This is a genomic window from Gemmatimonadota bacterium (genome assembly GCA_026705765.1).
Lineage (GTDB): Bacteria > Latescibacterota > UBA2968 > UBA2968 > UBA2968 > VXRD01.
On sequence record JAPPAB010000058.1, the window covers coordinates 1 to 25,442 of the forward strand.

General features: G+C 51.5%; 24 protein-coding genes. 8 read left to right on the forward strand and 16 right to left on the reverse strand.

Features of this window, described 5'->3' with window-relative positions; translation table 11 throughout:
* On the forward strand, positions 1-1,208 hold a 1,208-nt coding region (locus tag OXH16_08275; GenBank protein ID MCY3681380.1), incomplete at its 5' end, for a hypothetical protein.
* A 152-nt stretch (positions 1,209-1,360) separates the two neighbouring features.
* On the opposite strand, the gene OXH16_08280 is transcribed toward OXH16_08275, so the two are convergent.
* Positions 1,361-3,304, reverse strand: coding sequence for a hypothetical protein (locus tag OXH16_08280; protein ID MCY3681381.1), 1,944 nt, complete (start codon positions 3,302-3,304; stop codon positions 1,361-1,363).
* A gap of 501 nt (positions 3,305-3,805) precedes the next feature.
* Between OXH16_08280 and OXH16_08285 the strand changes: the two genes are divergently transcribed.
* Genes OXH16_08285 through OXH16_08310 form a run of 6 tightly spaced genes read left to right on the forward strand, consistent with a single transcriptional unit; the run spans position 3,806 to position 10,434 of the window.
* Positions 3,806-5,062 (forward strand): FAD-dependent oxidoreductase, encoded by a 1,257-nt coding sequence (locus OXH16_08285; protein MCY3681382.1) that lies wholly within the window; start codon positions 3,806-3,808, stop codon positions 5,060-5,062.
* A gap of 26 nt (positions 5,063-5,088) precedes the next feature.
* Positions 5,089-6,858 carry a heparinase II/III family protein gene (locus OXH16_08290; protein ID MCY3681383.1) on the forward strand — a complete coding sequence of 590 codons (1,770 nt, stop codon included), beginning with the start codon at positions 5,089-5,091 and terminating at the stop codon, positions 6,856-6,858.
* 20 nt (positions 6,859-6,878) lie between these two features.
* On the forward strand, positions 6,879-7,694 hold the full coding sequence (locus tag OXH16_08295) for a creatininase family protein (GenBank protein MCY3681384.1): 816 nt from the start codon (positions 6,879-6,881) through the stop codon (positions 7,692-7,694).
* 16 nt (positions 7,695-7,710) lie between these two features.
* Complete coding sequence (locus tag OXH16_08300; GenBank protein ID MCY3681385.1) at positions 7,711-8,658, forward strand: Gfo/Idh/MocA family oxidoreductase; 948 nt, start codon at positions 7,711-7,713, stop codon at positions 8,656-8,658.
* Positions 8,659-8,710: 52 nt separating this feature from the next.
* Positions 8,711-9,622, forward strand: a complete 912-nt coding sequence (locus OXH16_08305) for an acetamidase/formamidase family protein (protein ID MCY3681386.1) — start codon at positions 8,711-8,713, stop codon at positions 9,620-9,622.
* Between the two features lie 23 nt (positions 9,623-9,645).
* A complete protein-coding gene (locus OXH16_08310; GenBank protein ID MCY3681387.1) occupies positions 9,646-10,434 on the forward strand; it encodes a sugar phosphate isomerase/epimerase in 789 nt (262 codons plus the stop codon).
* A gap of 113 nt (positions 10,435-10,547) precedes the next feature.
* On the opposite strand, the gene OXH16_08315 is transcribed toward OXH16_08310, so the two are convergent.
* The 14 genes from OXH16_08315 to OXH16_08380 form a co-directional block, all read right to left on the reverse strand.
* Complete coding sequence (locus OXH16_08315) at positions 10,548-11,537, reverse strand: phytanoyl-CoA dioxygenase family protein (protein ID MCY3681388.1); 990 nt, start codon at positions 11,535-11,537, stop codon at positions 10,548-10,550.
* Between the two features lie 29 nt (positions 11,538-11,566).
* Complete coding sequence (locus OXH16_08320; protein ID MCY3681389.1) at positions 11,567-12,868, reverse strand: OFA family MFS transporter; 1,302 nt, start codon at positions 12,866-12,868, stop codon at positions 11,567-11,569.
* Positions 12,869-12,870: 2 nt separating this feature from the next.
* Complete coding sequence (locus OXH16_08325; GenBank protein ID MCY3681390.1) at positions 12,871-13,587, reverse strand: hypothetical protein; 717 nt, start codon at positions 13,585-13,587, stop codon at positions 12,871-12,873.
* A complete protein-coding gene (locus tag OXH16_08330) occupies positions 13,584-14,777 on the reverse strand; it encodes an ABC transporter substrate-binding protein (GenBank protein MCY3681391.1) in 1,194 nt (397 codons plus the stop codon). Before OXH16_08330 ends, OXH16_08325 begins: the two co-directional genes overlap by 4 nt.
* Before the next feature lie 165 nt (positions 14,778-14,942).
* Positions 14,943-15,743 carry a phytanoyl-CoA dioxygenase family protein gene (locus tag OXH16_08335; protein ID MCY3681392.1) on the reverse strand — a complete coding sequence of 267 codons (801 nt, stop codon included), beginning with the start codon at positions 15,741-15,743 and terminating at the stop codon, positions 14,943-14,945.
* A 25-nt stretch (positions 15,744-15,768) separates the two neighbouring features.
* The gene (locus OXH16_08340; GenBank protein ID MCY3681393.1) at positions 15,769-17,214 is read right to left on the reverse strand and encodes a CehA/McbA family metallohydrolase; all 1,446 of its coding nucleotides are present in this window, start codon (positions 17,212-17,214) and stop codon (positions 15,769-15,771) included.
* 98 nt (positions 17,215-17,312) lie between these two features.
* Positions 17,313-17,732, reverse strand: coding sequence for a hypothetical protein (locus OXH16_08345; protein ID MCY3681394.1), 420 nt, complete (start codon positions 17,730-17,732; stop codon positions 17,313-17,315).
* A gap of 153 nt (positions 17,733-17,885) precedes the next feature.
* Entirely contained in the window at positions 17,886-19,457 is a 1,572-nt protein-coding gene (locus tag OXH16_08350) for a family 10 glycosylhydrolase (GenBank protein MCY3681395.1), read from the reverse strand.
* Positions 19,458-19,478: 21 nt separating this feature from the next.
* A complete protein-coding gene (locus OXH16_08355; protein MCY3681396.1) occupies positions 19,479-19,919 on the reverse strand; it encodes a cupin domain-containing protein in 441 nt (146 codons plus the stop codon).
* Positions 19,920-19,930: 11 nt separating this feature from the next.
* Positions 19,931-20,521, reverse strand: coding sequence for a DJ-1/PfpI family protein (locus OXH16_08360; protein MCY3681397.1), 591 nt, complete (start codon positions 20,519-20,521; stop codon positions 19,931-19,933).
* 195 nt (positions 20,522-20,716) lie between these two features.
* Positions 20,717-21,163, reverse strand: coding sequence for a PIN domain-containing protein (locus OXH16_08365; GenBank protein ID MCY3681398.1), 447 nt, complete (start codon positions 21,161-21,163; stop codon positions 20,717-20,719).
* Entirely contained in the window at positions 21,129-21,398 is a 270-nt protein-coding gene (locus OXH16_08370; GenBank protein ID MCY3681399.1) for a hypothetical protein, read from the reverse strand. The genes OXH16_08365 and OXH16_08370 overlap by 35 nt, the downstream gene beginning before the upstream one ends.
* Before the next feature lie 110 nt (positions 21,399-21,508).
* Positions 21,509-22,003 carry an HIT family protein gene (locus OXH16_08375; GenBank protein ID MCY3681400.1) on the reverse strand — a complete coding sequence of 165 codons (495 nt, stop codon included), beginning with the start codon at positions 22,001-22,003 and terminating at the stop codon, positions 21,509-21,511.
* A gap of 114 nt (positions 22,004-22,117) precedes the next feature.
* On the reverse strand, positions 22,118-23,203 hold the full coding sequence (locus OXH16_08380) for an inositol-3-phosphate synthase (GenBank protein ID MCY3681401.1): 1,086 nt from the start codon (positions 23,201-23,203) through the stop codon (positions 22,118-22,120).
* A gap of 140 nt (positions 23,204-23,343) precedes the next feature.
* On the opposite strand from OXH16_08380, the gene OXH16_08385 reads away from it, so the two are divergent.
* On the forward strand, positions 23,344-24,267 hold the full coding sequence (locus OXH16_08385) for a LysR family transcriptional regulator (protein MCY3681402.1): 924 nt from the start codon (positions 23,344-23,346) through the stop codon (positions 24,265-24,267).
* A gap of 5 nt (positions 24,268-24,272) precedes the next feature.
* On the opposite strand, the gene thiI is transcribed toward OXH16_08385, so the two are convergent.
* Positions 24,273-25,442 (reverse strand): tRNA 4-thiouridine(8) synthase ThiI, encoded by a 1,170-nt coding sequence (gene thiI, locus OXH16_08390; GenBank protein MCY3681403.1) that lies wholly within the window; start codon positions 25,440-25,442, stop codon positions 24,273-24,275.

The window sequence follows — 25,442 nt, forward strand, 5'->3', positions numbered from 1 at the left end:
CGTATGGCATCATAGAATACAGCCATGCACTTGACTGTATGTCATTCAACTACTATGGCCGGGCGGCACAGGTGTGGAGTTCGACAGAACCGCAGGATGCAGTTCGCGAAGTTGCCTTGCGCGTGGATGCCGCAATTTGCAGTGTTGCCAATATCGATACTGGTCTCACTGCACCCGATATTGAGATGCAGGTCGGCTTTGAGGACGGTCCGGAAGAGTTCATCAGCTTTCCCGACGAACCAGCTGATCTGGCTGAACAATTGATGCGGCTCACGGAAAGTGCTGAGGCTGTTGAGGAGCGACAAAAACGCAAATACGATGCCTACTTAGCCTTCAGAGATGAGCTTACATCTCAGAAGTGCGATATGATTCTTGGCAAATTTGATCTTGACGAGTTTCGCACAATTGTTGAAGCCAATGAGGATTTAGCGGACCGATGGTACGAGATGTTAATCAGCGTGCCTAAATCCCGGCTTCCTGCAGTACACAATTTGGTCCTTCATCTTGCCTATGCTTTGGGCAATTCAAATCCAGGTAAAGCAGCTAAACTATTCCACAAGGTCAGAGATAGTAATCCGTTAGTTCGCATTACTTACTACCCTACGGCGGTATCTCTTGACGCGATGTCAATCTGGAGTGGCCCGAATGCAGAGATTCTCAACAAATTGCGTTTTCAACGCCTGGACAGAACGACAAATGATCACGAACTTTCGCAAGAAGTCCTCGCCGCGCATCTAAATGACAAGCAAGACTTGTTGCGTCAGTATATCGAGGCGAAATTAAAAAAAGAAGAACCTGCGGAAATAGCCCGTGCGATCATGGTTGCGGGGTTCTCGGATCACTGTGAGTTCAATGTCGATGTACTCAACCGCTATCAGGATACAGACGGTTTTATTGGAGATGCACATAACGCAGCACAGTACGCTTATGAACGCAACTCTTGGGCGCGATATTGGTTTGCGAAGATGTGCGAAGTGGATGAGGCCGATGAATTCTGGTGCTTTTCCATTTTGTTCACAAAGATTGTTGACAGAAGATACTATATCTGGCAATCAGAATACACAGAAGAAAATGAACCAATGCAGCTATTCTGGCCCAGTGTCAGAAGCAAGTTGAAGAACCGGTTCGATAGATGGGAGAATCTTCGTAAGGAGAAATTATTCGGAGGTGATGTTCCAAACGAGATTTTTCTTTTTCCTGAAGAGTAGATTCAGAGAATCCTGATCAGGTAAATTTCTGATTGTACTTTGAATATAGGCGTTGGAAAATTTATCTCCGTAGTCCATTTTTCTGCACGATTCGATGTTTGCACGATGCACAAGGCTCTATTGGGGCTCCACTTGCCACTACATACCCATCACTATTCCCACCACTTGGGAGAGCCTTGAATGATTGCTCGTCTCTGGCGTGTCTCTACAACCATCTCGGTACCCGTACAATAGACGCGACGGATGGGATTTTTGGAGACCACGCTACCGAGATATTGACCATCCTCTTGGAACCAACGCAGACGCTTATCCTCAAGCAACCCAAAACCAGTTTGTGCAATGACTATATCAACGACGTTGACACCACCGCCGAAAGTGTCAATAAAGGCGTGAAGCACATTGTCTCGGAGCACATAGAGTTTTGTGTCTGTTAGTAAATAAAGATAATCGCCAGTGTCAACGATCCTGCGAGGTACACTCCCAATATCGTAAACCAGTACGCCCTTTCCCTTCTCATCAACCAGAACAACCCGACCAGAATAGCTGGCGAGATAGACTGAGTTCGAACTCGTAGCGAAACCGGCAGCGTAGATCCAGTCAGCGGAGTCGACAGGTTCGGCGAACTGCAAGATTGTGTCCTCTCCGACAATGAACTCCGTGCTCGGCATAGCAACTTGTGTCCAGTCATCTGTAACCGGCAATTTACAGCCCCAAAGGCCATTGCCATCTATATCCACGCACCAAGCTTTGTCTTCCACTGTGAAGATGTAGCAGTCCGCGTTTTGTGACAGCGAGACGCAACGGATATGGTTCTTGAGTTGATCATCTGGGATATCGCAGTGATTCTTGATGGCAAGGATCTCGGAGTATTCGACAAGGGCGGTCTCCAGATTAGGCTCGAGGTGGTCGTCGTAAGAGTGAATGAGGCAGTCCTGTGACATAGCGATAAGCCCATGACCAAACGGATGAACACTCACACGATAGACGCCATGTAGCAACCCTTTCTTTGCCGCCAATTCACCGACTCGGTCGTAGCGCAGGGCAGCAGCTTCAATTTGATCAAGATCTTTTGCGTGACCACGATCATCAATCATGAAGTGGCCAGAGTTGGTGTAGTGCATCTGGCGAAAAGCGTTGTCTGGGCGCTCTGATAGCGGTATGTTTTCTATCCTCGCAACTTGCCAAGCGGCATCATGAACTTCAAAGTAGTCCCGTAATTCGGGGATAGTTGTTTGCCTATAACCGTCTTCCCAACGGTGCAATTTGCGAGGCGCGCGAGGCAATGGCACATAGCTGAGTGATGAAACATCAATATTACTCAGCTTTGGAGACTTCTGGTGAGTCCGATGCGACCTGACGATTCGCTTCAGAGGTGGCTCAGGAACATCTGGTGAGTCCGATGCCAGGAGCTTATATGTGCGGCCTGCCCTGATGCGAACGATCTTTCCGGCTTTCTCGAGATGTGAGATGAAGTTGGCAACTTTGTAACCATCCTCTTCACCGATTAGTGTTTTGACTTCGGTCTGAAGACAGTGTGGATGTGCCGCAACAGCGTCTATGATAGCTTGAAAAAGATGCCGGTCCTTTTGATGTTGATTGACTTCTTTGATCAACGGTTTAAGTATAGGGAAAGAAGTGACAATTTCTCGCATCCGCGCGAGCCCTTGATCGTCACCGAGAAGGGCAAGAATCATTCCACCTTTATACATCTCAGTAAAGTTAAAATCAATGCCAGAGGAATTGAACTCACTAACGTATTCTTTTAAAAAGTCTGAAATATATTCGAGATTCTGACGCACGAGCCGGCCCGCTTCCTTGTAGTCTCGCTTCGAGACTGCTGTATGCATCTGTGAGAGAGTATCATAGTAAGCATCGCTGACCTTATCCCAAGCCTCCTTATCTGCATCATATTCTAAAATATCGTAAAACTCTAATTCTAGGATTTCCAGCAATTCTTCTTTCGTTCTTTCTTTGCAATTTATCCCGGAGATTTCTTGTATCTCTCCAATCCACCACTCGCCATCTTTTTGGATTTTAGCAGTATAGATTTCTCCGCTGTCCTGATGTTGGATTTTGACAGTATGAATACTTTCCATCTATGACTCCTTTTGTCAAATTTGTTTGAGTTAGGATTAAAACTATTATATTCTGTAACAATTTAATCGTCAAATCAATCATTGATATTAAGCAGGACTTCAGATAAGCTATCACAAATGCTCCATCATAAAACACGGTTAGACAAAAAGCCATTAGGCACAGCGTGCGAGTCCGTCTCGCACTGTACATCCATCTTGCATCCAACACAGCAGGTCACCTTCTTTTATATTTGCACACAAGCGATTTGCGCTGTGCCAGCCCCTCGGCGTTTGAGAGCGGCATTTTTTGCTTACTTTTTGTTGCTGGTGACAAAAAGTAAGTCGTCGAAGACAGAACAAAGAGAAAAAGGTGAAATTATCACCAACACTTTCGACAAGCAACGCAAATTTTCTTAAAGCTGTGTAACATCACTAAATCCGATTTGGGACACCGCCGCACACTGGCTGTGATTGTAACGTTACTGTCTAATTGTCGAATTGAGTTGATTGAGGTCTTTACAGATGAGCGAAGAGACGGAGATATTGATTGTTGGCGGTGGAGCAATCGGTGTTTGCTCGGCTTATTATTTAAATGCTGTGGGTAGAGATGTGGCGCTGGTTGATAAAGGCGATATTTGTTCGGGGTGTTCGTATGGGAATGGGGGGCTTGTTGTGCCGAGTCACAGCATACCACTGTCCGCTCCGGGGGTGGTGTCTCAAAGTCTGAAGTGGATGTTGAATCCAGAGAGTCCGTTTTATATTAAGCCGCGTTTGGACCGGGATTTGATGTCCTGGTTGTGGCATTTTCGCCGTGCGTGTAATGAGAATCATGTTGCGAGGGCTACGCCTGTTATTCGGGCGATGAATATGGCGAGTGTGGCGTTGTTTGAAGAGATGGCAGCGATCAAGGGCATGGATTTTGGGTTTGAGAAGCGGGGGACGATTACGGCATATAGAACTGAGAGGGGGTTGGCAAAGGCGGTTAAGGACGCGCGTTTTTTGTCGTCAGTGGGGGTTGAGACGCGGGTTCTCGATGCGGATGAGATTGCGGCATTAAATCCCGGGGTTCGGATACGGGCGATTGGGGGGATATTTTTTCCCGAGGATGCCCATCTCGTGCCGCACCGCTTTGTGCGCGGGTTGGCGGAGTATGTCGGTGGAAAGGGTGTTCGAATCCATAGGGAGACAGAGGTTCTGGGGTTTGAGATTTCGCGTGGTCGCGTGGTTGCTGTGAAGACGAATCGGGGGGATTTCCAGGCGGAGCACGTTATTTTGGCAGGCGGGTCGTGGTCGCCTGTGATTGCCAGTGATCTTCATATCAATCTGCCTATTCAACCTGCCAAGGGGTATAGTATTACTTTTAAGCGGCCTGATGTTTGTCCGGCTATGCCGTTTTCTCTGGGAGAGGCAAAGGTCGGTATTACGCCTATGGGGGATATGTTGCGGTTTGCGGGTACGCTTGAATTGGCGGGGCTTGATTTTTCGATCAATCAGCGGCGCGTGCAGGCTATTCTCAAGGCTGTGCCCGAGTATTTTCCCGATTTGAGTCCCGATTATCTCGATATGATAGAAATCTGGTGTGGTTTGCGGCCCTGTACGCCTGATGGGGTGCCATTTCTCGGTCGCGCTCCCGGGGTTGAGAATGTGATCGTCGCTGCTGGTCATGCGATGATTGGCATTTCTCTGGGTCCTGTTACCGGAAAGCTGGTGGCAGAATTGATTTCAGATGAAGTGCCTTCTATTGATTTGTCTGTACTGAAAGTGGATCGGTTTGGATAGGCTGTTTTATTTTTTGAGAGGTGAATATGGTGAAGATGTTGCTGCGAGATGTTGCGATGTCCGATCTGGCGGAGATTTACGAGCGAAATGCAGATCGGTCACCTGCGCCGTATCTCAAGGATGCAGAGGCGGTGGAGCGGGCGAGGGGGTTGGCGAAGAAGAATGGGGTGTGGGATGATTTGAGCGAGAATCTGGACGGGAGCCGGGATATTCCCGTGTTGAAGCGGTCGGCTTTTCGCAATTATCAGCGGGTTGGAGATCGCAATTTGCCACAGGCTGTGGCGGGCAATCGCAGGCGCGAGTTGGAGCGGGCAGCGATGGCTTTGTGGCTGGGACATCCCAATGCCGATGTGGATTATTTGCAGGATTTGCTCTGGGCGTATTGCGACGATTATACCTGGGTGATGGCTGCACACGAAGGTCGAGCTATTGATCTGGGATCGGCTGCGTTAGGTGCTGCGTTTGCAGAAATTTTACATGTTCTGGGTGATCAACTGGAAGAAGAAGTGGTAGCGCGCGTTTCGCGGAAGATTGAGGAGCATATTTTTGAGCCGTTCTGGAATTATAGGCATCTGGATTTCTGGAAGACCGTGCGGATGAATTGGAATCACGTTTGCAATGGCGAGATTATCCGCGCCGCGCTGTATCAGATTGAGGATCCCGTGGTGCTGGCGCATATGACCCACGCGGCGATTGTGAATTTGACGTATGCGATAGATGGGTTTACGGATGATGGCGGGTGCGAAGAGGGGCCGGGGTATTGGGAATACGGTTTTGGGCATTTTTTGTACGTTGCCTATGCACTGTATTTGAAGACCAATGGGGAATTGAATTTGATGGTGGATGAGACCGGTAAAATTCATCGGATATGCCAGTACCCGCTCGCGGCGCATATTCAGGGCGCGTTGCGCTCGACGTTTGCGGATTCGAGCCACGGATATACGGGTGCGCGGTCTGCTATGATTGTCAATGCGTTTTTTGATATGCCCGAATTGTACGCTCTGTGCGATAAGCATTCGGATCATACGTTGAAGGTGCGGGATATGCACAGTTTGGCGATGTATTCCGGGTTTGAGGTGGAGATAGAGGCGGATGATAAAGATTATGTTTTGTCCGATTTGGGACAGGCGAAGTTGCGAGGGGTGCCCGGGAAAGATCAGTTGACGCTGATGTGTCTGGCGGGGAATAATGGGGTGCCTCACAACCACAACGATATCGGCAGTTTTATTGTGCATCGCGGGGGCGCACTCTGGTTGACGGATCCTGCGGGTCCTGCTTATAGTCGAAAAACTTTTGGTCCAGATCGCTACGATATTCTGTTTTGCAATGCGCTGGGCCATTCTGTGCCCGTGATCAATGGGCAGTTGCAGCAGCCCGGCGGGGAGTATTTCGGTACGCTGGAGGTAGAGAATTTGAATGGTGAGGGCGAAAAACGCGCGGTGATAGATATGACACACGCGTATCCCGAAGGTACGGTGAAGAGTCTGACGCGCACCTTTGTGCTGGATGGGAATATGCTGATGATGGAAGATCTCTATGTGTTTGACGGTGTGCCGCAGACGCTTGAGGAGGGGTTTATTACGTTTGAGGATGTACAAGTTGACGGGAATTTGGTTCAGATTGGTCCCGAAGGCGAGGGTATTACACTTTCGGCAGTGGATACACCGGGTGCGTTTTCGGTCAAGCGGTTTGAAGAGGAATCAAAAGAGGGGCGCACTGATGAGGTAGTCACGCGCGTGATTTTTACACCGAAAGAACTATCGCAAAACTTCTGTTTGCGGTTCGCAATAGGGTGAGTTTCTGGGAGGATTCAGTTATGTATAGAGCTTCTTATGATGGTAGTAATAAGAAGGTGATGTGGCAGGAGATGTGGCGGCACGAGTTTGAGGACGCTTTGGAGCGCGATCCCGTGGTGATTGTTCCGGTGGGGTCTGTGGAGCAGCACGGGCCACATTGTCCGATGGATGTGGATATTTCGGCGCCGTTCTATATGGCGGTGGCTGTTGCCCAGAGTGTGGATGATTTCCCTGTGATTGTTGCGCCGCCGGTGTGGTCGGGGTTTACGCATTATAACATGGGATTTCCCGGTACGATTAATTTGCGTTTGGAGACGTTTCAGAATTTGCTGGCAGATATTTTTCGCAGTATTTATGCGAACGGATTCAAGCGGATCATTTCCGTGAATGGACACGGGGGCAATGCGGCGCCCTGTCGCGCTGTTTCGTGGCAGGTGGCAGAGGAGAATATTTTTACGCTGTCATTTAGCTGGTGGGATATGGTGGATAAGGAGTTGCGGGAGTGGAGTGCGACAAATGAAGGCGTGGGACACGCCGGGGAGTGGGAGACGGCTGTGCAGCTTCATTTGCGCGAACATCTCGTTGATAAGAGCCGTATTGATAGCGATTTGACGGGGACGAGGCCGTTTAGTGATGATCTGTCGTTTGCGGAGTTTGCCGAGCGGAGGCGCGATACGAAAAAGGATACGGGTATTATGGGCGATGCGTTTGTTGCGAGCGCGGAAAAGGGTGCGCGTATTTTTGAACTGGCATGTGAACGTCTGGAAAAGCTGGTGCGCGAGTATCACGAGTTGCCCGTGCGCGAATACCGCGAGTTTGGGTCTCACTGTATTTGAAAGAGGGGGTACGACGATGTCAGAGCTAAGAGTGGGGATTATCGGTGCGGGGGGTCACGCACAGAGCCACTTCAGGATGATCCAGGACGAGCCGGAAATGGCGTTGGTTGCGGTTGCAGACCTGGATCCAGAAAGATTGGCGCACACGCGAGAAACGCACGGGGTGACGTCCCTTTTTACGGATTACCGGGAGATGATCGAGAAGGTGCAATTGGACGTGGTCTATGTTGTGACCTTTCCGGGGCCACTGCCCGACATTGTGATCGACTGTCTGGAGGCCGGGCTGCACACTTCGGTAGAGAAGCCGCCGGGGATCAGTTCGGATCAGACCCGACGGATGATGGAGGCCGAACAGCGATCCAGTGCCAGAGCGATTGTCTCGGTGAACAGGCGGTACATTCCAGAAGTGCTGGCGATTCGGGCCATGCTGCAAGATCGAGGCGGACCCGTTCACGTGGCGGCGACGTACAACAAGCCGCATATTGGGGACAAGGTCCGGGATGTCGGGCATCTTATCCGATTGGACGCGATCCATCATGTGGATCTGTTGCGGTGGCTGGCAGGTGACGCCATTGAGGTTTACTCAGAGGCGTGGTCTGCGCCTTCCCACCCTGCCGAGATGCGCCACAATGCCGTGATTAAGTTCGAAAGTGGCTGCCGGGGCGTGATGATGAGCCACTACGCTGTTGGATACCGCATTCAGCGGTTTGAAGCGCATGCGGAGGACTTCAGCGCGTATGTGGATCTCACGAGTGGCCCCAGATGTGAGATCTATGCAGACGGAGAGCCGTTTGAGGGCGAATTGGATCTGGAATTGGTCGGTGGTCCCGACTTTAACGAGACCCGGCATTTCGTGGCGTGCATACAAAACGATACGCAGCCGTGGAGCACGCTTGAGGATGCGATCAAGACGATGAGGTTGTGCGAAGCGATTGAGGCGGGCCATAAAGGTCAATTGGAATGATTTTTTGGGTTTGGATCGCGGTAAAGATTCCCATTATATAAGGAGATTTATCATGCGTCGCTTTACGCGTACACCTTACTATAGCGGGCCGGATGATCCGGCTATTGGCGAGGTGCGGGGTACGCTTGCCCTGGGTGAGACAGTGGTTATTGAGACGGTCGGCGGGGCTGATAATGATTTTGAGGCTGCTGGTGAGACCCGTGCGGGGATGATTACTTCTGGGGAAAGCCACCGCCGTTATGCCCGTCGTGGTGGTCCTTTTCGCATTGAGGGGATTGCGCCCGATGACTGGGTCGCTATTGAGATTATCGCTATTGAGGTGGGTCCCTACGGTTTTTATCGCAATGGGGGTCCCAACTGGGGCAACTGGCGTTGTGTGGCGCCTGTGCGGGATGGGTTGATCCACTTTCCGCCGGATTTTGTGGTGCCGGTGCGCCCTATGGTTGGTGTGGTTCAGCTCGAACCGTGGGCGGCTCATTCGATTGACCACGGCGGCAATATGGATTTTAATGCGATTCAGCCGGGCAGTACTGTGCATATTCGCGCCCAAAAGCCCGGGGGGTTGCTCTCTTTGGGCGATGTCCATGCACGGATGGGCGATGGCGAGTTGACAGGTGCGGGTGTGGAGATCGATGCGGCGATTACCATAAAGGTGGATCGCTCTCCCGGGTTTCCCAATAGCAGTCCGGTGGTGGAGACGACTACGGTGGTAGAGGCCGCTGAGGAGTATCTGACGAGTGCTCGGGCGGCTGAATGGGGTGAGGCTCTCAGGCTGGCATGGCTGGAGATGGTGGCGCTGATTATTGATCGCTACGATACGACGTACGAATACGCCAATATGATTGTGGGCACGATTGGCGATGCGCGGCCCGGCTATGCTACGGGCTATATGGGCGGTTATGTTACGTGTCAGATTGCAGTGACTAAGGAATTGCGGCGCACCGGAGTGCCGTATGAGGCGTAGGGGTTTTGAGGTTTACAACATTTATGAAAGGATTTGCTATGTTTTTGTACGGGATTCGCAATGCGAGTCTGAATATGGATTGGGGAAGAGATGCTTTTGCCACAGCAGGGGATATTGGGTTTGATGGGGTGGAGATTGTGCTGCGAGAGGAAGAGCGGTTGGATTGGCTTTTGAGTGCGGCGGGTCGGGAGGAGGTTGGACGATGGGTTGAGGAGACGGGCGCGCAAGCGTGTTCGATCAGTTTTGCCCTGTTTCGAGAATACAAGGGGAATGAGGAAGATGAGGCTGTGCGCGATCGCGTGGTGGGTCTTGTGCAAAAGGGGATTCGCGCGTGTAAGGGGATGGGGGGTGTCGGTATTTTGCTTCCGTATTTCGATGGGGAGAATCTCGATATGTCGAGCGCGCATGCAGAATTGTTGATTGAGGACATGAAGCGATGCGCCCCTGTCGCAGAAGATGAAGGTATTAAGGTTGCTCTGGAGACGAGTTTTTCACCGGGGTTATTGAGAACGATTTGCGATGGCGTGGGGTCTGAGATGGTGGGGGTGTATCAAGATACGGCTAATGCGCTGCAATACGGGTACGATTCGGTCGATATGCTCGTTGATTTATCTGAACACACACAATTGATTCATATTAAAGATACGCGGCGTTCTGATCTGGGCGAGGGCGATGTGGATTTTCCCGCGTGTCGAGATGCGATTGCACAGATCGGTTATGAGGGGTGGCTGATTTTTGAAACGCCAGGGGGGGATGACCCTGTGGCATCGGGTAAGAAGAATTTGGCGTTTGCAAAAGAGATGTTTGGGTAGGCTGGCAGAGGGTGAGGGAATCGAACCCTATGCGGTTGCCCGCACCACCGACCAATGTCAGGCGGCCCACCTTGAACCGTTCACCCCCTACCTATTTTGACAAAGCTGCGTGTTTAAGGGTTTCTCCCAGATGTGAGGTTGGGGCGCATTTCACCCAGGGATTGTTCACCGGGTTGGATATATTCTACGGCTGGGCTTTCGACACGCCCATAGGCATTCCACACTTTGAATCCGAGTAAAGAGAGAAGGTCGGGCGATGCCTCGGCGAGGACTTCGGGCGCTGTGCCTATGGTAAAATTTTCCTGTGGACGGAATTGGGGTCCGCAGAATGTGGTGAGTATGGCCCAGCGCAGTTGATCGCTTATATTGGCTCCCGTGCCGTGCCAGATGCGTCCGTCGAGGAATCCAACTGTGCCGGCTGGACCTTCGAGGGCAACTGTTTCGATGGTGTTGTCGTCGGGATTGTCCGGGCGTCGTCCCCACAGGTGGCTGCCGGGGACGATGCGGGTGCCGCCGTTTTCTGCGGTGAAGTCGCCGATCATCCATACTACGTTGATGACGACGCGGGGCCAGATGGATGCGGTATGGGATTCATCGGTTTGCTCGCGGCTGATAGAGCCTGCGGGTAAATGCGTTCGGTCTGCGCGCGTTGGCATGGGCATCCACCACTGGTCTGTGTGCAGGCGCATGGGAACGCCGCCGGGTTTGGCGATGTTGGCCGAATGGCTCGATAGCAGATAATCATTGCCCAGTGCGTGATCCACGATGTCGCGGACCTCTGAGTGTAATAGCATGTCTTGAAATACTCGACCTTTGTTGATCAGCATCCACACGCGCTGGTTGACGCCTCCTGCCGATTGTGTAAACGCCCCCGCGCGTACCTGTCCTGTTTTATTTCGAAAATCCCCCCAGTTCTGTTTTGCTCCCCCGTCTTCAAATGCAAGCCCGCGTTGTTTTTCGGCTATGGCCTGTTCTTTTAGACGGGTTTTTATTTTTGAGAGATCTTCCGTATTGAGCGCGTTGGCGAGTAGGCCATAACCGTAGGTGTCGAGTTGTGTTTTGACCTGTGTGAGGTCTTCGGTCGGTTGTGGAAGTTCAGACATGCGTATTCCTCAGATTTGGATAGTCGATATTATCGGGGCAAAATGCCATACTGGCGCAGGGTGCTTTCCAGTGTTGGCCTACTAAGGCGAATGCGGTCGTCGTTTAATAAATAGGAGAAGACGTAGCCGAGGCCGAGCATAAAAATTCCGATCAAGAAGCAATATATGACTGCGCGGTCGGGGTATTGGTCTTTCAGGTACCCCACGTAGAGCGGTCCAAAGATTCCCGCTGCTGCCCAGGCGGTTAGTATTGCTCCGTAGATTGTGGACATTTTTTTGCTGCCAAAAACGTCGAGAACAAAAGATGGCATTGTGGCAAAGCCGCCGCCAAAGCACAACAATACATAACAGACGAGTGCGGAAAAGATCCAGGGGTTGCGCTCTGTCATCAAGATGCCGAAGACGATCATCTGGCTGGCGAGTAAGATTCTGAAGACGCCAACGCGACCTATGCGATCCGATAGCAATCCCCAGAAGAGCCGCCCCACGCCGTTGCACAGGGAACTGACGGCGATGAGCGTGGCGCCATATTCGGCGAGCGTCATCGGTTCCAGAGATGGATCCGCGAATCCCCAAACTTCTTGCAGGAGTTCCGACTGGAAACTGATGACCGAGATGCCCGCGGCGATGTTGAAAAAAAATACGATCCACATGAGGAGAAATTCAGAAGACCGCAGATAGGGCGCAACGGTGTCTTCAAATTCCATGGGGTCATCGTCAGCAGCGGCGGGTACAACTGCGGCTTTGGGATCGCTCAACACAAAGCTGGAGGGCAAGAGGATACAGGCAAATACAATGCCGAGCCACAAGAAGACAAGGGTTAGATCCGATTCTGTTCGCAGTACGAGAAAGGGTGCCAAAATTTTGCTCAAGAGAAATGCACCCACGCCAAATCCCATCACGACGATGCCTGTCACCAGACCCTTGCGATCTGGAAACCACTTTGCCGCGGTTGCAACTGGCGTTACATAGCCAAGCCCAATTCCCGCACCGCCGATAACGCCGTATCCCAGGTAAAAGAGCGGGATAAAGTCCAGATGAAGGGCGAGGCTTGCAATCATATAGCCGCCGGAAAACATGATGCTGCCCGCGACTGCGAGTTTGCGAGGTCCGAATCGCGGCAGCGTCGCGCCTGCCCAGGCTGCGGATGTGCCGAGTGAAAAGATGGCGATGCTAAAGGCCCATGCGGTTTCTGTGAATGTCCAGCCGAGTTGCCTGACCAGGAGCGTTTGAAAGAAGCTCCACGCGTACACGGTGCCGAAACAGAGTTGCAGGAGCGTGCATAAGAGCGCGATGACTGATCGCGGGATCTGTATTTCTCGGTTTGGCATTTTTATGTGTCCGATTGATCGCTTTTTTCACCTTTGGAAAGATAGAAGAAGAGGTTGGCGAGGTGTCCGACCTCGTCGTCACGCGATAGCAGTTTGTCGTCCGAGGCTCCATCTTCACCGCGCGCGCGACCCACTGCATAAGCGAGGAGATCGCCGAGGGGATTAGCCGCGAGGTTGACGAGCCATATCGCAGCAAAGAAGCCTACCACGAGTATGATGCAGATGAGATAGACCTGCCTTCCGATTGCCCGTTGTATTTTGAGCGCAATCAGTCCCGTGTCCATGCCCACGTGAACGGTGCCGGCAATGCCCGCCAGAATTGGACTGCCAACTTCTACGAAGTCACCCATTCCGGGCAGGTTGCGTTCTATGGCTTCTGTCTTAAATGGGTCGTCCGCTCGAATGACTTCGGGAATGCCAGGCACGAATGTGTGGGCGAGAAATTCACCTGATTCATCTGTAATATAGATGTATTTGATGCTCTGGATTTCGACGAATTGATCAATGAGCGACTGCAGAGCTGCGAGATCCCGATTTAAGAGAATATCGACACTGGAGTCGGCGATGGTCTTCGCGATGTTCTTGCTGTTGTTTTCGTATTCCTCCGACAAGTGTGTATCGACCGTATAAATACACAGGGCGGATGTTGACAGGCTGATCATACCAAATAGCGCGAAGATGCCGAACCGCGTTTTTTGAAAGAGTTTTTTGATTTTCATTTTGTGCCAAACCTGTCTTCCCAGTTATCCAGCGTGACAAAACGGTCGTTTTCGACAATGGTGTAATAGACTCGTTGTAGTCCCTGTCGTCGATCTGGACCAAAAGAGACCTGTTCGCCGATGCCCAGATCAAAATCTCGAATGCTGAAGACCGCGTCTTCGAGCTGGCTTCGCTGCGGGTCGTCGCCGAGACGGCGCAGAATTTCAACCATTAATTTGGCGTTGAGAAATCCCTCGAGGCTGACAAAGCTCTGCGCGAAAGGGGTGTAGTCTTCTTTCACCAATTCTTCGGGTGGCTGAGGGGCGTATTGTTGCATCAATTCGCGGTACTCCTGGACCGCTGGCGTGGATGTTTCTTCATAACTGGGCACGACCTGGGAGTTTACGAGCAGTTGCGTATATGACTCGCTGTTGTCCTGTCCTTCGGTGAGGAGTTTCAAGAGGTTTTCGCTTCCAACAAAGGATAGGTTGGCAATTGGAACGCGCAGGCCGAGGTTGACGGCGTCGCGCGCAAAGGCCGCACAAGCTGCGTAGGCTCCGATGCAGATCACAGCTTTCGGGTCTGATGCTTTTAGTATTTCGACCTGTTTTCGCATGCTGCCGGTGAATTTTTCTCCGCGGCGGTACGTCGCTTCGCCCACTATTTGCTCTCCGTGCCGTTTCAGGGCACTTCTCACACCGGCCCATCCACTGCGACCATAAGCATCGGCTTGATAGAATACGGCAATGCGTTTTCGGTTGATGCGGACAAAATTATCCACGAGACCAGCGGTTTCCTGGCGGTAGGAGGCGCGTAGATTAAAGGCGAAGTCGCCATAAGGCGGTTCTCGCTGGGGTTGCGCACCGGTGAATGGAAAGAACAAGAAGATGTTTTTGTCCTGGAATTTTTTGAGCATGGGGAGCACGCGGGTTACGGTGGGCGTTCCGACATAACCGAAGAGCAAAAATACTTCGTCTTCCAACATCAATTTCAGGGTGTTTTTGACGGAGGGGTCGGGTTGATAGCCGTCGTCATAGGTTTTGAGAACTACTTTGCGTCCCGCGATACCCCCTTGCTGATTGATGTGTGTGAAATACGCACTGGCACCGCGATACAGTTCGATGCCCAAACCCCGGGATGGACCAGAGAACGCGGCGGATACACCGAGTACAATCTCGGTGTCGGTGACGCCAGATGATGTCCGTGTCATGGTGTGCCTCCTTGTTTGTGGTTCAAGCTGGCCAGTGTTGGCGCTTGCTATCAGAGTTTTTAACCATGGGGCGATCGCACAACAGGCAAGGCCGGAACGGATGAGTGCTCTTCTCGTGATTGGTTTCATACGGGATGTGCTCTTTCGCAGGATGCCCAGACTTGATCATTCTTCGAGTGTTGGGCGATTTAGCCGCGTGTGATAGGGCGGTTCCATGACTGCGCGTTGCCGTTCGTTTGCCCATTCGGGTATGTCGTAGGCGCGTACATACGCCATGTTGCCGGCGGTGTAGCGGGTGAGCGTTGACCGCCGTGGATGATTCGCTTTCCAGGGCAGGGTGCCGTGTGTGACGGCTTCGGTGAAGATGATTGCGTCGCCTGCCTTACAGGTGATCTGGCGGATGTGTTCCTGGTGTTTCTGGTAGAGGCGCATTTCCAGCGGACAGGGGTAATTGCTTTTGTGTGATCCGGGTATGAGGGAGAGGCCGCCGTCGCCTGCGTTGACATCGGTGAGTTGGATGGAGACGACGGTGAGGCCGTTGTGCATTTTGCCATCTCTGAATATATAATACTGGTTGGGGTCAAATCCAGGTCCAGAGGAGCCGTGGAAGCGATGGCCTTCGGCTCCTTTGTCCATCCACAGCAGAAACATCTGGTGATCGATGCGAAAGCCTTTGCCGAGTATTTCGTTGAGGTAAGGCACTATGCGAGGGTGTGCCAGCATGTCGCGGAAGGGATTGCACCAGGGTTCGTCCCAGTGGATGAGGCTGCCGAGTTCGCCGCGACCATGCGTGCCTTCAAGGGCTGGTGAGTCGCCATCAAGACGCTGTTCTCTCGGGCGAATACGCCCCTTGTCGAGGTGGCGGTCAACCGCTTCGTTCGCCAGGGCGAGTTCGTCTTCGGTCAAAACGTTTTTAACGACGAGATACCCGTTGAGGTCAAAGAGATATTTTTCTTCTTCGGTCATGGTATTAGGCTTCTTGTTTTGGGTTTTAATTTGTCAGACTCGCGTACGCCTCTCGCCCTTGTCGGAAGAGGTCTTTGACTTCTTCGCGTTGCTGGTCTGTGTTGTAGCGGCCATAGGTGTCGATCCATTTGAGCGCGTCTTCAATGCCGTTGAGAAAATACTGCGCGGATTCATTGCGCTCGGCAGGGGGGCGGCCGCAGGAAACATAGACCGGGCTGCTGTGCGCGTAGATCGATTGGTCAAAGCTGTCGCGCTGGTTGCCCCAGAGCCGGGCAGCGACCCAGCTGTCGCGGTCGATGTTGACCCGGTGGCGAATAGCGCCCTCGCGTTTGCCTTCGGGATAGTTTTCCCTGTGAATGATGTGTCCATTCATCGCGATTTCGGCGCAGTGAATGGGGTAATAGGATGTGAATGTGGATTCTATGTCGAGCGAGCCGCCAGAGGGCAATTCAACTGTGGTGCCCATGGGTTGGTCGTTTACGTTTAGATCAATGGCGGGACCGTTGGTGATGAAGGTATTGCCCGATTTCATACCGGTAATCCAGTTTTCGTAGGAAAACGCGCCTTTGGTATTGACATAGACGCGGTTGTTGGAGCAGACGAACCAGTCGGTGCCGGTAGAGGCGGGCAAGGCGATGCCGCAGTTGAGCAGTTTGTACCACAGGTCGTATTCGGGGTCCATCCAGAAGGGGTCGAAGAGGTTGAAGGCGTCCAGTTTGCCCAGTGCCGCGGCAATGGGGGCTTCCATGCCGCGACCATTGTGACACCATATCACAATGCCGCCCTGATCGCGGGCTTCGTCGCAGCAAAAGCACAGGGGGGGATAGTCGGGGTCGAATTGCGCTGTGAGGATGTGCCCGCGGCTGACTGGTTGGATGAGGTTGCGGATGTTGAGGAACATGACGTGTCCATATCCGAACCCCCAGGGCGAGTTTTCGCCGTAGTGGCGGTTTTCTTCGCCGATGTCGAGTACGTGATGTGCGGTGGTAAATTCGTTCATCACGCCGATGGGATATTTGTTGCTGGCGTAGGGCAGTTGCCTTCTGTCGAGGACGCTTACGACGGTGACGTTGTAGCCTTCCACGCTACAGTCAATGGCGAGTCGGTCATCGGGACGGGTTTCTTTTTCGTCGTAGTGGATGTGTGTGTTGCCCGGATACCAGTTGTTTTCCTGTGGGATGTACCAGCGGTTGAGGGTGATTTCGACGTCTTTGACGCCGTTTTCCGGCATTTCGACCACGGTGCGGACGGGCTCGTATTCCGTGCCGCGTTCGACCAATATGTCGGTACGCCCGCGCGAGGCTTGAACTTCGAATTCGCCATCGCAGAAGAAGAAGGGCGTGCCGGGTCCGCGTTTGAGCATGGCGTCGCGCGGGTGGCAAAAACGACCGTTGGCGGTCAGGACGTGTACTTTGGCGTTGATCGGTTCGCCTGTCGCGCTGTCGATAATATGTCCGTGCAGGGTGCCCATAGTACGCTCCGGTTATTCGAGATGTTTTTGCAATAGCATTTCGAGAATTCGATCAAATATTCCTTGCAGCCCCTCTCAGAGCCACAAGGAACGCCTGATTATAGATCGAGCTTGTCTGCAAATGCCAGCATTTTTGCTTCGACCTCCTGGGCAATCGGTTGTAGTGTTTCCTGATCGATTTCGATTTGCTGAATCCTTTCATCCACATTTGTCGTGAGACAAAAACGCAGGTTGTGTTTCAAATCGTGCATTGCGTGCTCAATGTGGTCTCGAACCGTTCCGGGAGGGTACATCCATTGCCTTGCCCTGGTCTGTTTCAGGTTGATGTGGCAATGGCCTTTTCCGCCGTGTTTTTTTGCCTCTCCAAAGCAGTCCAGACGCAAAACTTCCTGATTATATGCATACACAGATGCTGCGGGTCCGTAACCGGCACGGTCATTTCGCCAATAGACTTCCAGTCGCACATCGTCTTGTATCGGATATGTCGTCCGATCTTGTCTGCCTGGTTGTGTATCCATGTCATTTCCTTTCTGTTGTGGCGCAGATGACTACAGGATCTATGGGTCTTTCTTCAGGATATTATTAAAATTTCTTGAAGTCAAGATACATCTCTTGTGGAGAAAAAGAAACACTTCTACCAGGGCGTTTTGTGTTTTGTATTTGTCCGCAGGCTATTGGCCGTCTGTCTGGGATCGGATCCCGCATTCTATGTGATCAATGACGATGTCCCCATCAATATTCTCCGCAGATTCAAGGGTCAGGCCCAGGTGGTTGTCGCCAAAAATAAATGGCGGGTTTGATAGGGCGATTGTACACGATGGGGGTTGGTCGTCATTGGCCCAGGTCCATTTCAGGTTTTGAGATGGGATTTTTGTGCCGTTGATGTCGATTGTGAGTGCGTCGTCTTTTGACAAGCCCTGTGCAAAGAAGGTCAGAGTATTTTCTGAGGGAATGGGTTCGGAGGGAAGATGTTCACACAGGCGAAATCTGAAGGTTTCTCGTTGTCCCGTTTTTTGCCGGGAGAGGACGAGTTCTTCTTTGATATAGACCTCGCCCAGGCTTTTGCTATTTGCCCAGAGTGAACGGAATGTGTAGTGTCGATCTGGGCCGATGTTTTGCGGGTCTTTTAATTCTACGAGGTCGTTCATTGCCGCTGGATACATTGTGGGGTTTTTTGCGCCATTAGTTCCCGGGGGTTCAAACTGAGGTCCCCAGTGAAAGAAGTAATTCTGGGTCGAGAAGCCGTCGGCTCCTGCGGCATAGAAGTTTTGCAATGCGGCGCGGTATTGGGGCATGTCCATGAGAAATTCTGTGTCGATACTGAGTCTGGGTTGTACCTGGGGATAGACATAACAGTCGTGCTGCCGGGCTATTGATACAAAGTCTTCGTATTTTTCATTGAAGTCAGTGAATCCAAAATCTCCGGGTGCGACATAGTCGATCAGGCTCTCTTTGATCCAGGTGGGTACGTCTAAGCTCAGATTTTTGCAGCCCGCCATTTGCTGGGGTACGCGGACGCCGAGGATGAGGTTTCGGTCTCTGCCTGTTGGGGAATGGGCGTTGTCCAGCATGTTGCGGACTTGTCGGATAAAGCCGGTCATGGTGCTGTGGCTGTGTGATAGTTCAGCTCTGGGAAAACATTCTGCCAGGCGGGTGAAGTTAAATTCTATGCCGTCGATGTCGAAGCGGTTGGCGACTTCTTCCATGATGGCGAGGAGAAAGGCGCGTACTTCGGGTATGGCGTAGTTTAAGGAGCACCCGTATTTGCGGTTTTCGGGCGGTGCGCGTCTGGTGGAGGGTTTGTATTCTCTGAGTACCCATTCGGGTTTTTCGTCGCAGAGTTTTTTGAAGAATTCCGTGTGGTGGCCGTGGCGGTCGTTCATTCGAAAGCCAGCGATAAATTCCATGCCCTGCTTATGACATTCGTCGATATAGATTTCGACGGGCATGACGCCCGTGTCCATAATGGGTACCAGGCGCTGGTGCTGGTGACGGATGTCGTAGGGGCATTTGTCGGTTCGCCAGAACATGGTCATTGCTTCGGCGAAGATTTCCTGTACGAGGGTGTCGATACTTCCCGCGGAGGCGTAATTGCGAACGATCTGTCGCAGTTCTTCGGGTTTGGCCGCCGGGACGCTGAGGTGGCTGGTGGTGTTTGAAGGGTCGCTGACGTAGATGAGACGGCGCGTGCCACGGGGTTGCAAGTGGCCCAGGTCTGGGGATGATGTTTGTGAAGTTGGCATTTGGTCCGTCCTTGTTCGCGTTTATGGTGGGGCAGTCTGCTGCGGTTGCGCGCCATCGGGCAGGGGCGGTACGTCGATGCCTGCCTTCGGCAGGGTGCCGGTCATTTCCTGCTGCGGATGTGCAACAAAGCCAGCGGCACAGCAGTAGATCATTTTCAGGGGTACGTCGCCCGTGTTGGTGAGTTGATGGTATTCTCCCGGGGGAATGTACACGGCCTGACCAGCTTTCAGGAGTTGTTTTTCGGTGCCGAGACACATTTCGCCTTCGCCTTCTATGACGAAGTAGATTTCTTCCTGTTCCTGATTGTGCCAGGGTACCTGCCCCCCGTTGGGTTCAAAGGTGACAAATCCTACGGAGAATTCCTCTGTGGGGATGGGGGTGCCAGTACCTGCAACAGGCTGTGTTCTTCTGCGTGCGGGAAATTGTCGGCCTTCAATCTCGCACAGGTCTGAGATGATCATGTTGGGGTCCTTTAATCGGCTGCGACTGTTTCGCGGGTTTTCATTTTTTCGCGTTCTTCGATGAGCAGGTTCATCCAGTGTTTCATGTATTGCCCATGGTCGTTCCACACGCGGCCGCTGACCAGATTGCCGTCGATGACGCACGGTTCATCGACGAAGATGCCGCCGCAGACTTCGAGGTCAAATTGACATTTCCAAACGCAGGCCATGCGCCGTCCTTTGACTACGCCTGCGCGACATGGGATTTCGACGCCGTGACAGACGCTGGCAACGGGTTTGTTGTGTTCAAAGAAATAGCGCGTGATGCGAATGAGGTCGGGGTCGTCGCGTATGTATTCAGGGGCGCGGCCGCCAGAGAAGAAGATGCCGACGTATTCGGAGGGGTCAACGTCTCGAAAGGCGATGTCGGCGTTGATCGAATACCCTTTCCATTCTTCGGTGATGTCCCAGCCGGGGGAGATTTCGTGGAGTACCATTTGATAGCGCCGCTTGTCTGGACCGGCGACAACGGGGGTGAATCCGTCTTCCTGTATTCTTAGAAATGGGTATAGCGTATCGACGGTTTCTGTGGCGTCTCCAACGATGATGAGAACTTTGTCCATGACGGTCTCCTTTGGAAGGTGATTGGGTTTAGATATTGTTCTGAATGATTCAAGGGTTGATGTAAAAACAGCAGACTTATAAACGTAGCTGTGGAGGGATGCGATCTTCAGAGCAGAAGAGATTGGGTATCATGAAATGCTATGAGAGGAATAAAATAAAATGGTAAAACAAAGATTCAGCGAGTATATCAGGCTTTATGGCTTCAACAAGCATATATAACCCGCTTGCTCGAAGTGGTGATCTGTCGTAAATGCCTCTGTCAGGTGACGCTCTTGCATCAGGACGAAACTCGAGCAATCTACAAGAGTCCACTCCTTATCATCTCGCTGTTTGAAAAATTCCCACGATTGCCTATCGAGAGCAGCATCTATATGGATAATTTCTACATTTGGAGAGGATTTCAAACTCTCCATGAATGCAGCAATTCTTGGTCGGGGGACTCGTAGTGGACTGATCAGCAAAGCGACCAATTCGTTCAGAATATAGTTGGTGGTAATGAATCTGCGCTTTTCCTGCCTCGCTCTGCGATAAATAGATGCAGCTTGAGAATGATACGGCTGACTAGCGTCAACCAGGTGGCCCCAACCTGCTGTATCAGCAAAAATATCAGATGTCTGAAGATTTATTGTCTGTTGTGTCATTCATTGAATCTCTTACTGATTTTCCAATGTATTGGTCGTGATGATCTGCCCAATTGGGAATAGAGCCTTTTAATGTTCCTATAAACTCCTCCAATGGGTCATTCTCAAGACGCTCAGTTGCCTCAGCCAAGAGATTAGCAGCTAAAACTTCTGGGAGTTGCCCAATATGTGCCGCAGATTTTCTCAACGAATTATACACTTTCTCTGGTACTTCGAATGTAAGGGTGTGTCCCATAGTTTACCTCCGACAATTGTTTTAGAACGGGAGAAATAATACGGGAATTCCCATTGTGTAAATCTACTATGATGCAATCAGGAGTCAAGAAATTATCATATTGATACAGTTTACCCCTCCATCGCCCTTCGTATTTGGTTAGCGAGTGCTTCCATTTCACTTTCAGAAATATCCAAAATTCCTTCGCGCGGACTGATGGCCTTAGTCTGTTGTTTTTCATAAGGAACGCCAGGGGGCAATGGAGCTATATGCCAATGGACATGCGCGTTTCCCTGTTTACTCCCAAGAGATAGGATATACATCCGTTCCGTGCTGACGACTTTTTTGATAGCTTCTGAAATGTCGTATATGAGGGACTGGATTCTCAAATATTCGTCTTTTGTAAAGTCGCTCGTTACATGCTCTCTATGTCTGATGGGAGACACCAGGACGTATCCGTAGAGCCGCGTGTATTTGTTCATGAATGCAACTGCAAAGTCGTCCTGATAGACTATGTGATGGGGGTTTTTACCCGCCAGCATTTCGCATATAAAGCAGGGTCCGTTTCTGGTGCGTTCTGTGTATGCGTCAATGTCGTGATGTTTTAATTTTTGCACATTTTTCATTGGTTACCTTTCCGATAGATTGCATTGCCCATATTAAAAAAATAAGCGACCAGGGACATAAAGCCCAGGGTCGCTTAATATATAAGATAAACGCTGTGTTGAAGGAAGAGAAGTTTAGTCTTTTAAGCCGTACTGGCGAATAAAATCACTCGTCATTTCGCGCGCTTGATCGTCGCTGAATTGTCTGGGTGGCGATTTCATCAGGTAAGACGATGGTCCCATCAAGGGGCCTTTGAGGCCGTGGTTGAGGGCGAGTTTGCAGAGCCTGACTGCGTCGATGACCACGCCCGCTGAATTCGGTGAGTCCCAGACTTCGAGTTTGAGTTCCAGGTTGAGGGGCACGCCGCCAAAGGTTTCGCCTTCCATGCGGATATGACACCATTTGCGGTCTTCCAACCAGGGGATGTGATCGCTGGGACCAACGTGGATATTGTCTTCGCCCAGGTCGTAGTCGAGTTGAGAGGTGACGGCTTGCGTTTTGGAGATTTTTTTTGATTCCAGGCGTTCGCGTTCGAGCATGTTGTAAAAGTCGGTGTTGCCGCCAAAATTGAGTTGGTACGTTTTGGTGAGTTTGACGCCGCGTTCGCGGAACAGGCGAGTGAGTACGCGGTGGGTGATGGTGGCGCCGACCTGCGATTTGATGTCGTCTCCGATGAGGGGTAGGCCGCGTTTTTCAAAGCGCTCGGGCCAGTGTCCGGCGCTTGCGATAAAGACGGGCATGCAGTTGATAAAGGCACATCCGGCCTGGAGGACCTGTTCTACATACCACTTGGTGGCCTGTTCGCTGCCTACGGGCAAATAATTGACGACGACATCTGTGCGCGTGGCTTTGAGGATTTCGGCGATGTCAACGGTGTCGCCTTCGGCTTTTGTGATGACCTGATCGAGGTATTTGCCCAGGCCATCGTGGGTCATGCCGCGGTAAACGGGAACGTCGAGGTGGGGGACTTCGGCAAATTTGATGGTGTTGTTGGGATGTGCAAAGATGGCTTCGCTCAAGTCTTTTCCCACTTTTTCCGCATTGACGTCAAAGGCGGCAGAAAATTCAATGTCGCGGATGTGATAACCACCCAGGTTGGGGTGCATCAATCCGGGGATGAAATCATCTTCAGAAGCGTTTTTGTAGTATTCGACGCCCTGTACGAGGGAGGATGCACAGTTGCCTGCACCGATGATGGCGACTCGGACTTTGGAGGACATGAGTCTTCTCCTTGCATGAAAAGAGTTAATAAAATATTATCGAACAAATGTCTGTGATTTTTTCTTATTAGACAAATCAATAATTGCTATATTAATTATAGATAAAATCTATAGATTGCCTTCTACAATTGGAGTGAGATATGAATCTTTATCATTTGCGCTATTTTTTGTCTGTTGCACAGACCGGGAGTTTTAGCCAGGCAGCGCGGGAGATGCATGTGACTCAGCCAACGGTGAGCAGTGGTATTGCTGAATTGGAAAAAACAATGGGGGTACGGCTTTTTAACCGGGGTGGCAAGCGCGTGGTGCTGACAATGGAAGGGCGCACGCTGGTGAATTATGCGATGCAGATTCAGGATCTGGTCGAAGAGGTAGAAGACCACTTGCAGCGGCGCGATGTGTTGCCGGGGGAGGGGTTTCAGTTTGGCGCAATTGATGCGGCTGTGACGTATTTATTGCCGGATATTTTGAAGGATTACAGGCGTGTTTATCCCGATGTTTCTCTGTCTGCACAGGTGGCGCCATCGCGCTATCTGGTGGATGATCTGTTGATGAATCGCTCTGAGTTTGCGGTTATTTCACTGCCTTATGATCATCCGCGCGTGGAGACGGTGTCGATTTATCGGGATTCTATGCCGCTTGTGGTGGGGGCATCTCATCCTTTTGCCGCGCGGAAAAACGCGATCTTGCAAGAGGTGGTGCAAGAGCCTTTGATTTTGTTTCACACGGATTCCATATCGCGCAAAATTGTGGATGAGCGATTTGCAGAAGCAGGCGTGTCTCCCGGCGTGGTGATGGAGATGCGAAGTCCGGAGGCGATGCGAAAGCTGGTGGAGGTCGGCGTTGGGATTTCGTTTTTGCCTTTGCTAACTGTGCAGGAGTCCCTAAGTGCCGGGGCGTTAAAGGTGGTGGATGTGGAGGGGGTGGCATTTAGCCGCGAGGTCGGTGTGGCGTGGCGGCGAGGACGCTATTTTAGTGCGGCGATTCGATATCTGATTGAGGCGATTTTTGAAGCGTACCAGGGGCTGGAGGTCTGGCACAAGAAGGTGGGAGTTGGAAAATGAGTATGCTAAAACTTAAACGTTTTGCGTTCGGTTTGTTCAAGGGTTTGTTCGATGAGGGGGGCGAGGTCAAGTGTGGATTCGATTTCGCGGACTTTTTCCAAATTGGCGCGCGTTTCGGGGTGTTTGGGCACAAAGACAGAGCAGCAATCTTCGTAGGGTTCAATGGAGATTTGATATGTGCCAATGCGCCGTGCCTCGTTGATGATTTCTTCTTTGTTGTCACCGGATAGGGGACGCAAGATGGGTAGCGGGGTCACTTCTTCGATGACGCGCATGTTCGACAGGGTTTGCGAGGCGACCTGTCCGACGTTTTCGCCTGTGACGAGTGCCAGGGCATCGACTTTTTGGGCAATGGCTTCTGCAATGCGCAGCATGGCGCGGCGGTAGAGAATGACGCGATAGCTCGCAGGTGCTCGCGTCATGATGTGGCGTTGAATTTCGACAAATGGCACCAGGTAAAGGTCCGACACGTATTGATGCCGGGTGAGGAGTTGCACGAGGTCTTCGGTGTTGCGCTGGGAGTTGCGATTGGTATAGGGCTGGCTGTGAAAATGCACATAAGTCAGTTTGACGCCGCGTTTCATAATTTTGTAAGAAGCCACGGGTGAGTCAATGCCCGAGGAGATGAGGCTTACAGCGCGTTCATTGGAACCGACGGGCAAACCCCCTGGTGCCGAAATTTTTTCGGCATAGATGAATATGCGTTGTGGGGCAATTTCAATAAAGCAGGTGAGGTCTGGGTTGTCCATCAGGACGCGGGCTCCGGACAGGGTTTGAATATGCTTGCCCACGTCCCGGTTGATCTGGTCCGAATTGAAGGGAAAGGTTTTGTCGCCGCGTCTGGTGACAATTTTGAAGGATTGGAAGTCGGTTTTTTGTGCAAGTGCCCAGGCTGTTTCTCGAATGGCTTCGATATTGCGTTTGGCGACTACTGCTTCGGAAAAGTTGGCGATGCCAAAGACTGTTGCGAGTCGTTCGCGGATAATATCTATTGGCGATTCTGAGGTGAGTGCGAGCATCATGCGGCCCGATAGACGTTCGAGTTTTCCACAGGGTACGTCTTTGAGTGCACGGGTGATGTTGGTCATCAGGTGCCGTTCAAATTTGCCCCGATTTTTGCCTTTGAGGCCAATTTCGTGATAGTGTATGAGTATGAAGCGGTCGTTGGTCGTCAT

Excerpts from the sequence above, each read along its gene's own strand:
- OXH16_08280 (MCY3681381.1), bottom strand. The coding sequence starts at position 3,304 with ATGGAAAGTATTCATACTGTCAAAATCCAACATCAGGACAGCGGAGAA.
- OXH16_08285 (MCY3681382.1), top strand. The coding sequence starts at position 3,806 with ATGAGCGAAGAGACGGAGATATTGATTGTTGGCGGTGGAGCAATCGGT.
- OXH16_08290 (MCY3681383.1), top strand. The coding sequence starts at position 5,089 with ATGGTGAAGATGTTGCTGCGAGATGTTGCGATGTCCGATCTGGCGGAG.
- OXH16_08295 (MCY3681384.1), top strand. The coding sequence starts at position 6,879 with ATGTATAGAGCTTCTTATGATGGTAGTAATAAGAAGGTGATGTGGCAG.
- OXH16_08300 (MCY3681385.1), top strand. The coding sequence starts at position 7,711 with ATGTCAGAGCTAAGAGTGGGGATTATCGGTGCGGGGGGTCACGCACAG.
- OXH16_08305 (MCY3681386.1), top strand. The coding sequence starts at position 8,711 with ATGCGTCGCTTTACGCGTACACCTTACTATAGCGGGCCGGATGATCCG.
- OXH16_08310 (MCY3681387.1), top strand. The coding sequence starts at position 9,646 with ATGAAAGGATTTGCTATGTTTTTGTACGGGATTCGCAATGCGAGTCTG.
- OXH16_08315 (MCY3681388.1), bottom strand. The coding sequence starts at position 11,537 with ATGTCTGAACTTCCACAACCGACCGAAGACCTCACACAGGTCAAAACA.
- OXH16_08320 (MCY3681389.1), bottom strand. The coding sequence starts at position 12,868 with ATGCCAAACCGAGAAATACAGATCCCGCGATCAGTCATCGCGCTCTTA.
- OXH16_08325 (MCY3681390.1), bottom strand. The coding sequence starts at position 13,587 with ATGAAAATCAAAAAACTCTTTCAAAAAACGCGGTTCGGCATCTTCGCG.
- OXH16_08330 (MCY3681391.1), bottom strand. The coding sequence starts at position 14,777 with ATGACACGGACATCATCTGGCGTCACCGACACCGAGATTGTACTCGGT.
- OXH16_08335 (MCY3681392.1), bottom strand. The coding sequence starts at position 15,743 with ATGACCGAAGAAGAAAAATATCTCTTTGACCTCAACGGGTATCTCGTC.
- OXH16_08340 (MCY3681393.1), bottom strand. The coding sequence starts at position 17,214 with ATGGGCACCCTGCACGGACATATTATCGACAGCGCGACAGGCGAACCG.
- OXH16_08345 (MCY3681394.1), bottom strand. The coding sequence starts at position 17,732 with ATGGATACACAACCAGGCAGACAAGATCGGACGACATATCCGATACAA.
- OXH16_08350 (MCY3681395.1), bottom strand. The coding sequence starts at position 19,457 with ATGCCAACTTCACAAACATCATCCCCAGACCTGGGCCACTTGCAACCC.
- OXH16_08355 (MCY3681396.1), bottom strand. The coding sequence starts at position 19,919 with ATGATCATCTCAGACCTGTGCGAGATTGAAGGCCGACAATTTCCCGCA.
- OXH16_08360 (MCY3681397.1), bottom strand. The coding sequence starts at position 20,521 with ATGGACAAAGTTCTCATCATCGTTGGAGACGCCACAGAAACCGTCGAT.
- OXH16_08365 (MCY3681398.1), bottom strand. The coding sequence starts at position 21,163 with ATGACACAACAGACAATAAATCTTCAGACATCTGATATTTTTGCTGAT.
- OXH16_08370 (MCY3681399.1), bottom strand. The coding sequence starts at position 21,398 with ATGGGACACACCCTTACATTCGAAGTACCAGAGAAAGTGTATAATTCG.
- OXH16_08375 (MCY3681400.1), bottom strand. The coding sequence starts at position 22,003 with ATGAAAAATGTGCAAAAATTAAAACATCACGACATTGACGCATACACA.
- OXH16_08380 (MCY3681401.1), bottom strand. The coding sequence starts at position 23,203 with ATGTCCTCCAAAGTCCGAGTCGCCATCATCGGTGCAGGCAACTGTGCA.
- OXH16_08385 (MCY3681402.1), top strand. The coding sequence starts at position 23,344 with ATGAATCTTTATCATTTGCGCTATTTTTTGTCTGTTGCACAGACCGGG.
- thiI (MCY3681403.1), bottom strand. The coding sequence starts at position 25,442 with ATGACGACCAACGACCGCTTCATACTCATACACTATCACGAAATTGGC.